12 protein-coding genes are annotated in these 12,404 nt (G+C 67.5%); all 12 read right to left on the reverse strand.

Annotation, left to right across the window (positions count from 1 at the left end; genetic code table 11):
- Positions 1 to 19 precede the first annotated feature (19 nt).
- Genes BJA_RS16715 through BJA_RS16770 form a run of 12 tightly spaced genes read right to left on the reverse strand, consistent with a single transcriptional unit; the run spans position 20 to position 12,403 of the window.
- Positions 20 to 868, reverse strand: coding sequence for an MBL fold metallo-hydrolase (locus BJA_RS16715; protein ID WP_011086154.1), 849 nt, complete (start codon positions 866 to 868; stop codon positions 20 to 22).
- Between the two features lie 31 nt (positions 869 to 899).
- On the reverse strand, positions 900 to 1,784 hold the full coding sequence (locus tag BJA_RS16720; RefSeq protein ID WP_011086155.1) for an amidohydrolase family protein: 885 nt from the start codon (positions 1,782 to 1,784) through the stop codon (positions 900 to 902).
- Positions 1,781 to 2,908, reverse strand: coding sequence for a vWA domain-containing protein (locus tag BJA_RS16725; RefSeq protein WP_011086156.1), 1,128 nt, complete (start codon positions 2,906 to 2,908; stop codon positions 1,781 to 1,783). The genes BJA_RS16720 and BJA_RS16725 overlap by 4 nt, the downstream gene beginning before the upstream one ends.
- Entirely contained in the window at positions 2,905 to 3,786 is an 882-nt protein-coding gene (locus tag BJA_RS16730) for an AAA family ATPase (RefSeq protein ID WP_011086157.1), read from the reverse strand. Before BJA_RS16730 ends, BJA_RS16725 begins: the two co-directional genes overlap by 4 nt.
- A gap of 10 nt (positions 3,787 to 3,796) precedes the next feature.
- A complete protein-coding gene (locus BJA_RS16735; protein WP_011086158.1) occupies positions 3,797 to 4,819 on the reverse strand; it encodes a xanthine dehydrogenase family protein molybdopterin-binding subunit in 1,023 nt (340 codons plus the stop codon).
- Complete coding sequence (locus tag BJA_RS16740) at positions 4,820 to 6,406, reverse strand: xanthine dehydrogenase family protein molybdopterin-binding subunit (RefSeq protein WP_011086159.1); 1,587 nt, start codon at positions 6,404 to 6,406, stop codon at positions 4,820 to 4,822.
- A gap of 11 nt (positions 6,407 to 6,417) precedes the next feature.
- Complete coding sequence (locus BJA_RS16745; protein ID WP_011086160.1) at positions 6,418 to 6,894, reverse strand: (2Fe-2S)-binding protein; 477 nt, start codon at positions 6,892 to 6,894, stop codon at positions 6,418 to 6,420.
- 28 nt (positions 6,895 to 6,922) lie between these two features.
- Entirely contained in the window at positions 6,923 to 7,741 is an 819-nt protein-coding gene (locus tag BJA_RS16750) for an FAD binding domain-containing protein (RefSeq protein ID WP_011086161.1), read from the reverse strand.
- Entirely contained in the window at positions 7,732 to 8,187 is a 456-nt protein-coding gene (locus tag BJA_RS16755; RefSeq protein WP_011086162.1) for an SRPBCC family protein, read from the reverse strand. Before BJA_RS16755 ends, BJA_RS16750 begins: the two co-directional genes overlap by 10 nt.
- A 5-nt stretch (positions 8,188 to 8,192) precedes the next feature.
- Positions 8,193 to 8,630 (reverse strand): SRPBCC family protein, encoded by a 438-nt coding sequence (locus BJA_RS16760; protein WP_011086163.1) that lies wholly within the window; start codon positions 8,628 to 8,630, stop codon positions 8,193 to 8,195.
- A gap of 11 nt (positions 8,631 to 8,641) precedes the next feature.
- Positions 8,642 to 11,542, reverse strand: a complete 2,901-nt coding sequence (locus BJA_RS16765; protein ID WP_011086164.1) for a flotillin family protein — start codon at positions 11,540 to 11,542, stop codon at positions 8,642 to 8,644.
- Positions 11,543 to 11,569: 27 nt separating this feature from the next.
- A complete protein-coding gene (locus BJA_RS16770; protein WP_011086165.1) occupies positions 11,570 to 12,403 on the reverse strand; it encodes a phosphoenolpyruvate hydrolase family protein in 834 nt (277 codons plus the stop codon).
- Position 12,404: the final 1 nt, after the last annotated feature.

The raw sequence follows: 12,404 nt of genomic DNA on the forward strand, positions 1-12,404 counted from the left end.
GGTCGATCCTTCGAGCGCGTCAGGCCGGGAACCAGTTGCGCGGGGGCAGCGACTGCACGATCGGGCCGGGGACCTGGTCGTGCAGACGGCCGACGACCATGCCGCCTTCGATCTTGGCCGGCCTGTCGTGCACCGGCAGCAAATAGCGCGAATTGCTCAGCAGCTTCTTGATCGAGGCCTTCTCCGCCCGCTTGCTGGTGCCGTGGTTGCCGGTCGTCCGCGGCTCCCAGTCGTGAATCTCGTTGAACGGCGTGACGATCTGGTCGTTGAAATCGTAGATCACGTCGCCGCAGATGGTGGCGATCCCGTCGGCGGTCTCGACGATGATGTTCATGGAGCCCTCGGTGTGGGCGTTGGCGGCGTCGCAATAGACGCCGGGCATCAGCTCGATCGGCCCGGTGATCTCCAGATCGAGGAAACGCAGCGCGCTCTTGGTGTGCAGGCGGTCGATCAGGTGCTTGATGTCGGGCGCCGGATATTGCGGATGCATCAGGCCGGAGACCGAATATTCCAGCTCCTTGCGATTGAGGACGACGGTCGTGTTCATCGGAAACAGATCGTCCTTGCCGGCGTGGTCGATATGCAGATGGGTGTGGCAGACGAAGCGCACGTCGCCCATGCGCACGCCATGGCGGGCAAGCTGGTTCTCGATCATGTGCTCGTGGTACTGCAGCCCGCGCATGCCCAGCGTCTCCATGATCTGGTTGGAGCGGTAGCCCGTGTCGACCACGACCGGATATTTGCCGCCGAGGATCAAAAAGCCGAGCGTGAGGACGCGGCGGGTGCGGCCGCAGTCGCGGCCGAGAACCAGAAAGCTCGATTCCAGCTCGATATCGCCATAGTCCAGGATCTTGATCTCCAGCGCCATCCGTGTCTCTCCCTGTCTCGTTTCTTGTCTGTCAAAGCCGGTAGACGCGCGCCGCGGTGGTCCTGAAGATCGCGTCCTGTTGCCCGGTACTCAGCGGAGCGGCCGCCGCGCGAAACGCGTCGACGAGCTCGCGATAGCTGGTCCACAATTTCTCGATCGGGAAATTCGATCCGAACAGGCAACGCTCGGCGCCGAAGATCGCGACCGTGTCGGTCAGCACCGCGGCGATATGCGCGGGATCGTTGCGGTGGATGAACGTGCCGAGCCCGGACAGCTTCGACACCACGTTCGGACATGCGGCGAGGCGCGCCATCCCCGCGCGCCAGGCCGCGCGGCCCGCCGGCGAAAGGTCCTCCAGCATCCCGGCGTGCTGGAGGATGAACGTCACCTTCGGACAGGCCTCGGCCAGGTGCGCGGCATCCGGCATCTGCGGCGTGAACACCTGAAGGTCAAAACTCCAGCCGTAGTCGGCGAGGTATCCGACGTTGCGGCGGATCAGGGGGTCGAGACAGAGATCAGGCCGGGTGGCAAACCGATAAAGCGGGCTCTCGTGCCAGTGCAGCTGCATCCGCATGCCACGCACGAGCGGGTAACGCTTGAGGCGGTCGAGCTGCGGGCGGACGTCGTCGACCGCGAAATTGGCATAGGCGACGATGGCGTGGGGCCAGCCTTGCTCGTCCGCGGTCTGCTGCACCCAGGCGGCCTCGTCCTCGAAACGATCGTTGGCCCAGTTGGTCTGGACGTAGACGGAGCGATTGACGCCGGTGCCCTTGAGATCGCCGAGATATTCCTGGATCGGATAGTCGCGCCGGATCGGCTCGTAGGGTCCGAAGATGCGGGGCTGCATGGGGCCGATCAGCCAGGGCAGGTCCGCCTGCCGCCAGATGTGATGATGGCCGTCGACAATCCCGGTCACGCAACTCTCCTTCGTCCCAGTGCCAGTACATGCGCGACGATCGACGCGCTCGACCCGCCGTCGACGAGATCGTCAACGAAGCGTTCGATGGCGACGAGCGCTTCGGTCTGGGGGCGAAAGCCCGGACCCGTTGCGAGCGGCGTCAGCCAGCTCATGCGCCAGGCCCGCCGCGACAGTCTTGCCACGGCGTCGCGCAGCGCGTCGGGCGCGCCGCGCTCCAGCCCGTCCGAGACGACGATAACGGCCGCCCCGCGCGCATAGCCGCCGAACCGTGGCACCGCGAGAAAGGCTTGCAAGGCATCGCCGATCCGGGTGCCGCCGTCCCAGTCGCTGACGAGATGGGCGGCCGCGCTCAGCGCCTGTTCGCGCCGCTTGAGCCGCAGCGCGCGGGTGACACGGGTCAGGCGCGTGCCGAAGGTGAAGACCTCGACATTGGGATTGGGCGCTGCCTGCACCAGCGCGTGGGCGAGCTTCATGTTCTCCTCGGTGCGGCTCTTCATCGAGCCGGAGACGTCGATCAGCAGCAGAATTTTTCGCGGGCGCTGCCTGCGCTTCAGGTGGCCGAGACGCAGGACCTCGCCGTCGCTGCGCACGGAATCGCGCAAGGTCCGGCGAAGATCGGCGAACGGACCGCGCCGGGCCTGCATGCGCCGGTGGCCGCGTCGCCTGGGCAGACGCCGCGGCGCTTCGCGGGTCAGGCGGCGCAGCGCATCGCCGGGAGAGAGTTGCGCAAAGCGGCGCTCGACCAGCGCCTCGCTGCGCGTCGCGGCGAGGCCGGATTCGTTGGCGTCGTCGGAGAGCAGAGGCTCCTCGTCTCCGCGGCCTTCTTCCTGAAGCCGGACGGTCTCGTCGTCCTCGCCGTCGTCATCGCGCGTGACGGCCTCGCTGCCGCGGAAATGCAGATCGAACAGCCGGTCGAAGGTCGCGCGGCGTTCGGGCGGCGGGGCGAGGGTGGCCAGCGCCGCCTGGCGGATATCGCCGAGGTGGCGCGGGCCGAGCAGCTCGATCGCGGTGAGGAACGCGGTGGTCTGCTCCGGGGCGACGGCAAAGCCGTTGGCGCGCAGCAGTGCGACGAAGGAGACGAACACGCGCGCCGCCTGCGGCAGTTGCAGTTCGGGACTCATGCGGTTGCCTCCGCAAGCATCGCATCGAGCCGGGGCGAGATGAAGTGCAGGTCCTCCTCGTCCTTGAGCGCCACGCCGATCGAGCGCCTGAAGGCATCGGGCCAGCGCGCGCCGCCCTTGTGCAGCAAGGTCGCCGCCTCGGCCCAGTCGACGGCTTCAGCGATGCCCGGCGCCTTGCTGAGCGGCTCGCGTCGCAATTTGCCGACCGCCGCAACGACAGCGCGAGCGGTTGCCTCCGCGACGCTGGAGGCGCGCAGCATCACGATGCGCGCCTCGCGCTCTTCGGTGGGATAGTCGATCCAGTGATAGACGCACCGGCGGCGCAGGGCCTCGTGCAGGTCGCGCGTCCGGTTCGAGGTCAACACCACGACGGGACGCTCCGCCGCGCGGACCGTGCCGCGCTCGGGGATCGAGATCTGGAAGTCGGACAGGAATTCGAGCAGGAAGGCCTCGAACTCCTGATCGGCACGGTCGATTTCGTCGATCAGCAGTACGGTGGAATCCGGCGCGCGCAGCGTGGCGAGCATCGGCCGTTCGATCAGGAACGTCTCGCCATAGATGTCGATGCTCTCGTCGCCGGCCTGGCGGATCGCGAGCATCTGGCGCGGGTAGTTCCACTCGTAGAGCGCCGCGGACGAATCGATGCCCTCATAACATTGCAGCCGGATCAATCGCCGCCCCAGCACGGCGGCGATGGCCTTCGCCGCCTCGGTCTTGCCGACGCCCGGCGCGCCCTCGAGCAGCAGAGGCTTGCCGAGGGCGAGGCCGAGATAGGCTGCGGTCGCGAGTCCCTCGTCGGCGAGGTAATAGGCCGCGCGCAGCGCCTTCTCCAGCGCTTCGGGGCTGTCGATGCCGACGATGTTGCTGCGAACCGCCATTCCAGGACCTCTAGCGCCGTGCCTGCGGTCGCGCGCCGCCCTGGGACTTGATGGCGCGCAGCACCTTTTCCGGGGTGATCGGCAGATCGTCGATGCGGACGCCGACCGCGTTGAAGATCGCATTGGCGACGGCCGGTAGCACCGGATTGGCGCACATCTCGCCGGGGCCCTTGGCGCCGAACGGGCCATCCGGCGCAGGACGCTCCAGCACGGCGATGTCGTGCGGGCAGATATCGCCGGGGCCGGGCATCAGATATTCGACGAAATCGCGGGGGCCGTGAACGGGATCGGGATAGTAGGGCTCAGGCGTCTCGTATAGCGCGTGGCTGACGCCCATCCAGGCGCCGCCGACCAGCTGCTGCTCGACCAGGCGCGGATTGAGCGCGCGGCCGAGTTCATAGGCGGAGTCCATGCGCACCATCGCGACCTCGCCGGTCTCGTCGTCCACCTCGACCTCGGCGACAAGGCAGGCATGGGCGTAGCAGGTTGCCGGCGACATCTCGCCGGTTTCCGGATCGACGTTGGAAAGAGGGACGAGGAAGATGCCGCGGCCGGAGATGGTCTTGCCCTGCTTGAACTGCGCGGCGATCGCGACGTCCTTGGTCGAGATCGACCGGTGCGGCGCGCCCTTGACGTGGATGTTGCCGCGCCCGTCGGTCTCGAGATCGGCGGCATTGACCTCCAGCTCCTCGGCGGCGGCCTCCATCATCACGCCGCGCGCCTCGCGGGCGGCGGCCATCACGGCGTTGCCGACGCGGTGGGTGCCGCGCGAGGCGAACGAGCCCATGCAGTGCGGGCCGGTGTCGGAGTCGGCCGTGTCGACATAGACGTCCTCGACCGGCACGCCCAGCGTCTCCGCGCAGATCTGCCGTGTCACCGACTTCATGCCCTGGCCGAGGTCGATCGACGACAGCGCGACGGTGAACTTGCCGCTCGGATTGGAGTGCACCAGCGCCTGGCTGGGGTCGCCGCCGAGATTCATGCCGATGGGATAGTTGATCGACGCCATGCCGCGTCCGCGATGCCGGGTCATCTAGCGCCTCCTGGTGCCGAAGACGGAGGAGAAACGGGTCGCGCCATGCGAGGGCGCAGCGGGCCGCGGGGGAGGCGGTGCCGGCGGTGGCGGCTCGCGCGGCGGCTCGCGGGTGACCGTCGGTGGAAGCCGGTCATAGGTCGTGCGCTGCTGCGCGGCCACAGCCGGCCTTGGGTGCGAATCCGTCGGTGTCGGCGGAATCACGGCGCGGCTGCCGCCGCCGTCCTTGCGCGAGGACGCGCGCTTGAACTCGTCGCGGATCGGCCATTTGGCCTTTTCGGCCGCGACCTGGACGCACTCGATCAGCGCGGTGTTCTTGGCTTCGCGCCGATGTGCCTTCATGTCGCCGTCGCGATAGGCGTTCAAGATGCGGAACTCCATCGGGTCCATGCCGACGAGGTTTGCCAGCTTGTCCATCTGACACTCGATGGCAAAATCCATCGCGGTGACGCCGAAGCCACGCATCGCGGTCGCAGGCGTCCGGTTGGTGAAGACGCAATAGACGTCGCCATAGACGTTCGGGATGGTGTAGGGGCCGGGCAGGTGGGCGGCGCATTTCACGGCGGCGTAGCTGGACAGCCGCGTATAGGCGCCGCTGTCGAAATAGGCGCGGATCTTGCGCGCGACGATGCGGCCGTCGCGCATCACGCCGTCCTTGATGTAGATGAGCTCGGCGCCGCGCGGCGGGCCGTATTGCATCTCCTCCTCGCGGCCGAACACGTAGCGCACGGGCCGCCCGGTCAGCATCGCTCCCAGGATCGCGAGCGGTTCCGTCAGCGTGTCCACCTTGCCGCCAAAGCCGCCGCCGACGGTGCCGCCGATGAAGTGGAAGGTGTTGGAGGGCACGTCCAAAATCTTGGCGCAGGTGTCGACCGAGAAGAACAGCGCCTGCGTCGAGGTGTAGACGACGTAGCGGCCGTTGGTGTCGGGCGCGGCGATCGCGCCGTTGGTCTCGGTCGGCGCGTGCTCGATCGGCGACATCTGGTAGCGCTGCTCCAGCACGTGATCGGCGGTCGCGAGCGCCGCATCGGCGTCGCCGAAACGCAAGCGCTGGTGATCGTAGACCTCGTGATAGGTGAATGTGTTCTTTGGGTAGGTCTCGTTGACCACGGGCGCGCCGGGCTTGAGCGCGTCCTCGACGTCGAACACCGCCGGCAGCACCTCGTAGTCGACCTTGACCTTGGCAATCGCCTCGAACGCCTCGCGCTCGCTGTCGGCAACGATGGCGACGATCGGCTCGCCCTTGTAGCGGACCTTGTCGACCGCCAGCGAAGGCTCGTCGTCCTTGCCGAAATTGATCAGGCTCAGCAGCGTGTTGAGATTGACCGGCACGTCGGTGCCGCGGATGATCCGGCGCACGCCGGCCGAGCGCTCGGCCTCGGTGGTGTCGATACGGCGAATCCTTGCATGCGCCTCGGTCGAGCGGACGACCTTCAGGTGCAGCATGCCCTGAAGTTTATGGTCGTTGAAATAGCTCGACGTGCCCGTGACGTGGCCGAGCATGTCCTGGCGCTGCGTCCCCTTGCCGATCTCTTTCAAATTATCGTCGCGCTCGTCGGCGAAGATGTCCTTGCGCAGTTCCAGCATGATGGGGATCCTCAGGCACTCGCTCGGCTGCCGGAAGCAGCGAGGATGGCGTCGATGATGGGCTCGTAGCCGGTGCAGCGGCAGATATTGCCGGAGATCGCCTCGACGACCTCGGCGCGGCTCGGGGCGGGGTTGCGGTCGAGCAGGGCCTTTGCGGCCATCAGCATGCCTGGCGTGCAATAGCCGCATTGGGCGGCAAAATGGTCGGCGAAGGCGCGCTGGAGCGGATGCAAATTCGGGCCCTGCTTCATGCCGTCGAGGGTCTCGACCGCGCGGCCCGCGACGGTCTCGGCCAGCGTCAGGCACGAGAGGTGCAATTCGCCGTCGATCAGCACGCTGCAGGTGCCGCAGCCGCCCTGGCCGCAGCCGAATTTGGGCGTCATGTCGCCGATCAGCTCGCGCAGCGCCACCAGCAGATTGGTGCCGCCGTCGACGAAGATCGCGACGTCGCGGCCGTTGTGACGAAATTGCGGGGGTATCTTGGACATGACGACCTATTCCCTGTCTATTCTTGATCTATTCCTGGCCGGACAGCAGACGCCGCAGATGGACGCCGACGATTTCGCGGCGATACCAGGCGCTGCCGAGCGCGTTGTCGGATGGCGATGTTCCTTCGGTCGCTGCGGATGCGGCGGCCGCGATGGTCGCGGCATCCAGCGAGCGGCCCTCGAGCGCACGCTCGGCGGCGCGGGCGCGGATCTGCGTCGGCGCCATCGAGCCTAGCGCGATGCGGGCGCCCGCGATCCGGCCGCCGCTGACCGGCAGATGCGCGGCAAGGGTGATGACCGAGCCGCCCTTCGGCTTGATGCGCGCGATCTTGCGATAGCGGAAGGCCTCGCTGCTGGCCGGCCGGGTGCAGGACACCGACAGCACCAGCGTCCCGGCCTGGCGGTCGCGCGCCTGCAAGAACTCTTCGATCGGGACGTCGCGCGCGCCAAAGCCGCCCTGCACGGCGACGGTGGCGTCAAGCGCCAGCAGCGCGACGGTGAAATCGCCATAGGGAGTGGGCGCAAAGAGATTGCCGCCGACGGTGCCCATGTTGCGCACGGCGGGACCGCCGATCGAGCGGGCAGGGGCATGCAGGAAGGCGAGGTCCCGTTCGGCGAGGATGCGCGCGAAGGTGACCCCGGCCCCGAGCGTCACGCGCGGACCGGATGCGTCGATCCGGGTCAGCGCCTGGTCGTGGGCGCGAACGACGGTCGAGATCGTCACGTCGCCCTCGTTCAGCGCGCGCATCACAAGTGTGCCGCCGCCGAGATAGCGCGCGCTGCGGTCCGAGGACAGCGCCCCGGCCGCCTCGCTGGCGCTGGTGAACGTCTTCACTGTCACGGCCATGATGATGCGGCCTCCTTCAGATGCCGGCGGATCGCCTCGAACCCGGCCTGATAAATGTCTTCGGCGACCATGTGGGTGATGCGATCCTTGTCTTCCGGCCTGGTCGTGAAGCGTGACTCCCAGTGCCAGAAGGTGCGGTCGCCGTCGGTGACCGGCAGCAGCCGGACATGGGCGACGTAGTTGAACATCGGCACCGGCGTATCGAGCAGGCAGTAGCTGAAGGACTGCTCCAGGTCGGACAGCGCCAGAAGCTGCTCCCGCAGCTCGGAGCCGTCCTTCAGCTTGAAGCGCCTGACACAGCCGATCTTGTCGGAGGGCTGCGCACGCTCGATCATGGAGGTCGCAACCGCCGGGTGCCAGCGGTCGTGCCCGTTGAAATCGCGCAGCACGGACCACGCCGCATCGGTCGGCGCGTCCAAAATCGTGCTTTTGACGATATGCGGCACGGGTGTCAGCCTCCGAACACGCGCTTCAGCGCGTCAAACCCGCCCTGGAACACGCCGCCGCCGATATTGTTGACGAGCTCCGTCTCGCGCTCCGGCGCGCAGTCGAACTCGGCGGTCCATTCCATGAACGTCTGGTCGCCGTCGGTGACGGGCGTGAGCCGCAGGGTGGCGACGTAGTTCTCCACGCCCATTGGCGATTCCAGGATCGAATAGGTGCAGAACATGTCGTAGTCGGAGAGGCCGAGCAGCTTCTCGCGGATGCGGTCGCCGTTGCGCAGGCGAAAATCCCTGACGCAGCCGATCTTGTCCGAGGGCTCGCCGCCCTCGATCCGGCTCTCCGCGATCGCCGGGTGCCAATTCGGCAGGCCGTTGAAATCGCGCACCCGCGCCCAGACGCGGTCGTTGCGGGCGTTGACGACGGTGGAGACGTAGACGCGGGCCATGAACGCGATCCTCAGCTCTTCTTCCGCGGCCCGCGCTCGGCCGGCGGTTCGCCGCCGCCCTCAGTCGCAGGCGGGGAGGCGGCTGGCTTGTCGCCGCCGCCCTTGCGCGCGGACTCCTTGATGCCCTGCATGTCGCGGGCTTCGCGGATCAGGCCCGGCATCTTGGCGAGGCTGCCGCCCTCGACGCCGATGTCGGCGAGGATCGAATCGATCAGAGGCGCCTGGACGCGGTAGCGCAGCGCCGAGTCGATCACCTCGTCGGTGGCGCTGCGGCCGCCATTGCCGCCATGGCCATTGCCGTTGAGCCCGTCGACCTGGAGGATGCGGATGCCCTCGATCTTCTCCATCGGCTTGACGCTTTCGCGCACGATGCCTTCGATGCGGTCGAGCAGCTTTCGGCGGAACAGCGAGTAGCGCGCCTGATCCGTGAGGACGTTCTCGGCCTCGTTGAGCATCCGCTGCGCTTCGGCCTCGACGGTGGCGCGGACACGCTCGGCGTCGGCCGCGATCCGGGTCTCCTCGGCCTGCTTCTCGGCGAGCAGCACCTCGACCGTCTTGCGCCGCCTTGCGATCTCGCTCTCGCGCGCGGTGATGACGCGCTCGGTGGCTTCCGTCGCATGGATGCGGGCTTCCTCCGCGGCAGCACGCGCTGCGGACTCTTCCAGCGACTTCTGATGAATCGCGATGGCCTTCTCCATCAGCACCGTCTCGACGTCCTTTTCGCGGTTGACCTCGAGCTTGCGCAGCTCGCGCTCGCGGCCGATGCGCGCCTCATCGAGGCCGCGGTCGGACGCGATCCGCGCGCGCTCCACCTCTTCGCGCGCGGCAATCTCGGCTTCCTGCAGCGACTGGACGCGGGCGACCTCGAGCTGCTCGATGGCGCGGCGGCGCTCGATCCGCGCCGCTTCCAGCGCCTGCTCGCGCGACACGTCGGTGGTCTCGACGTCCTTGCGCGCGACGATCTCGGCCTGCTTGACTTGGCGGTCGGCGTCGATCCGTTCCGAGCGCTTGGTGGAGAGCGCGATGACGCGGTCCTCATCCGCGATCTCGATCGCCTTCTTCTGCTCGATATTGAGCACCTCGCGCTTCTTGGACGAGTTGATTCGCTCCGCCTCGAGCGCGAGATCGACCCCGATGCGCTGGCGCTCGATCGCGTCGCGCCGCTTCAGCTCGGCGGCCTCCAGAACGCCGGTGCGCTCGATTTCGAGCGCGCGGGTTTCGCGCTCGGCCTGGATGCGCTCGGCCGCAACGGTCTTCTCCTGCACGATCCGGGCGGCCTCGATCGCTTCGCGCGAGGCGATGTCGGCTTCCTCGACGGCGCGGTTGCGGGCGATTTCCAGCGAGCGCACCCGCTCCTCCTGGGCGATGCGGGAGGCTTCGGTCGCCTCGCGCGCCGCAATTCCCGCGACATCGAGCGTCTGGTTGCGCTCGATCTCGAGCTGCCGCGTGTTCTGCTCGGCGGCGATGCGCTCGGCGGCCAACGTCCGTTCGCGGGCGATACGGGCGGTCTCGACCGCGCGCTGCGCCTCGATCTCGGCCTCCTGGATGGTGCGGACCTGCTGGATTTCCAGGGCGCGGGTCCGCTCGTCCGAGGAGATGCGCTCGACATTGACCGTCATGGTCTGGGCGATGCGCGCCTTCTCGGTGGCTTCGCGTGCGGCGATCTCGGCCTCGTCGACGGCGCGGGTGCGCTCGATCTCGCGGCGCCGCGTCTCCTCCTCGTTGGCGATGCGGGCATCGGTGACGACGCGGTCCTGCTGGATGCGGGCCTTCTCGATCGATTCGCGTGCGGCGATTTCGGCCTCCTCGACGGTGCGCATGCGCTCGATCTCGCGCTGGCGCACCTCGCGCTCCGAGGCAATGCGGGTGGTGTCGATCGAGCGCTGGTTGGCGATCCGGGTCTTCTCGATTTCCTCGCGCGCCAGCAGCTCCTTTTCCTCGATGGTGCGGGTTCGCTCGATCTCCTTCTGGCGGGTCTCGCGCTCCGAGGCGATGCGGGCCTCGGCAATGGCCTGGTCATTGGCGATCCGCGCGCGCTCGATGGTCTCGCGAGCGGAGATCTGGGCCTGTTCGGCCTCGGTCTCGCGCAGTGCGCGTTCGCGGGCGACTTCCGTGCGCTGGAGCGCGCGGCGCATCTCGATGTCGCGTTCCTGCTCCAGCCGCGCCGTCTCGCTCTCGCGCTCGATCTCCAGCGCCTGCCGCTCGGCCTCGAGATTGCGGGAGCGGATCTTGATCATCGAGTCCTGCTCGATGTCGTTGCGCAGCTTGCGCTTGGCCTCGATGTCCTCCATCAGGCGGGTCAGGCCTTCGGCGTCGAACCGGTTCGACGGGTTGAAGAATTCGAGATCGGTCTGGTCGAGATCGGTGATCGCGACGGATTCGAGCTCGAGTCCGTTCTGGGCAAGTGCCTCCGCCGCATTGGTCTTGACGCGCACGACATAGTCGCCGCGCCGTTCGTGCATCTCTTCCAGGGTCATTTCGGACGCGACCGACCGGATTGCGGAAATGAACTTGCCGGCCAGCAGCGCGTGGAGCCGTTCGGGTTCCATGGTGCGGCGGCCGAGTGTGGCGGCCGCGATCGAGACCGCCTCCTTGGTGGCCTGGACCCGGACGTAGAAGTCGGCCTCGATATCCACGCGCATGCGGTCGCGGGTGATCACGGCGTCCTGGCGGGAGCGGACGATGCCCATCGGCAGCACGTTCATGTTGACCGGCGTGTAGTCGTGGATGAAGGGCAGCACGAAGGCACCGCCGTTGATCACCACGCGCTCGCCGAGGAAGCCGGTTCGGACGAATGACGTCTCCTTGGAGGAGCGATGGTAGAGCCAGTTCACGATGTAGACGGCCACGACGATCACGACGATCGCGACGATCAGCCAGAGGATCAACTCGCCGACCAATATCCCTGACATCTTGTCCTCCCTCGAACCTTAAAGGCGTTATCGCGCGCCGATCGCCTTGAATTGACGCACCTGTTCCGTCAGGGCCCTCTCCACGGGCAGTCGCTCCATCGAGGACGCGCCGTAGAAACCGTGACAGTTGCGGGTGTTCTTCATGATGAAATCGGCGTCGGCGGGATCGGCGATCGGCCCGCCATGCGCGAGCACCAGAATCTCCGGATTGACGCTGAGCGCGGCCGAGGCCCAGGTGTCGATGCGCGCCGCGCAGTCCTGCAATTTCGGCGCGGTCTGCGCCCCGATCGTGCCGCCGGTGGTGAGCCCGAGATGGCAGACGATGATGTCTGCCCCGGCGATCGCCATCGCGGCGGCTTCCTTCTCGCTGAAGACGTAGGGCGTGGTCAGCAGGTCCTTCTCGCGCGCCTTCGCGATCATGTCGATCTCGAGCGCATAGGACATCCCGGTCTCTTCGAGATTGGCGCGGAACACGCCGTCGATCAGGCCGACGGTCGGAAAGTTCTGCACGCCGGCGAAGCCGAGCGCCTTCAACTGGTCGAGGAACACGTCCATGTCGCGGAACGGATCGGTGCCGTTGACGCCGGCGAGCACCGGCGTCTTGCTGACGACGGGCAGCACTTCGCCGGCCATCTCCAGCACGATGGCGTTGGCATCGCCGTACGGCATGAGCCCCGCGAGCGAGCCGCGGCCAGCCATGCGGTAGCGGCCGGAATTGTAGATGACGATGAGATCGACGCCGCCGGCCTCCTCGCATTTGGCCGACAGCCCGGTGCCGGCGCCGCCGCCGACGATCGGCTCGCCCCGCCTGGCCATGCCGCGAAATCGCCTCAGGAGTGCTGCGCGCTCAAACCTGGCCATC

Origin of the sequence: Bradyrhizobium diazoefficiens USDA 110 (assembly GCF_000011365.1) — a bacterium.
Taxonomy (GTDB): Bacteria; Pseudomonadota; Alphaproteobacteria; order Rhizobiales; family Xanthobacteraceae; genus Bradyrhizobium; species Bradyrhizobium diazoefficiens.

Coding starts and splice junctions, on each gene's coding strand:
- BJA_RS16740 (WP_011086159.1), bottom strand. CDS start 6,406: ATGCTGGAACTGCGCAAGGACATCTTCGCCGACGAGCGCGACGATAAT.
- BJA_RS16765 (WP_011086164.1), bottom strand. CDS start 11,542: ATGTCAGGGATATTGGTCGGCGAGTTGATCCTCTGGCTGATCGTCGCG.
- BJA_RS16750 (WP_011086161.1), bottom strand. CDS start 7,741: ATGGCCGTGACAGTGAAGACGTTCACCAGCGCCAGCGAGGCGGCCGGG.
- BJA_RS16715 (WP_011086154.1), bottom strand. CDS start 868: ATGGCGCTGGAGATCAAGATCCTGGACTATGGCGATATCGAGCTGGAA.
- BJA_RS16760 (WP_011086163.1), bottom strand. CDS start 8,630: ATGGCCCGCGTCTACGTCTCCACCGTCGTCAACGCCCGCAACGACCGC.
- BJA_RS16725 (WP_011086156.1), bottom strand. CDS start 2,908: ATGAGTCCCGAACTGCAACTGCCGCAGGCGGCGCGCGTGTTCGTCTCC.
- BJA_RS16730 (WP_011086157.1), bottom strand. CDS start 3,786: ATGGCGGTTCGCAGCAACATCGTCGGCATCGACAGCCCCGAAGCGCTG.
- BJA_RS16735 (WP_011086158.1), bottom strand. CDS start 4,819: ATGACCCGGCATCGCGGACGCGGCATGGCGTCGATCAACTATCCCATC.
- BJA_RS16745 (WP_011086160.1), bottom strand. CDS start 6,894: ATGTCCAAGATACCCCCGCAATTTCGTCACAACGGCCGCGACGTCGCG.
- BJA_RS16770 (WP_011086165.1), bottom strand. CDS start 12,403: ATGGCCAGGTTTGAGCGCGCAGCACTCCTGAGGCGATTTCGCGGCATG.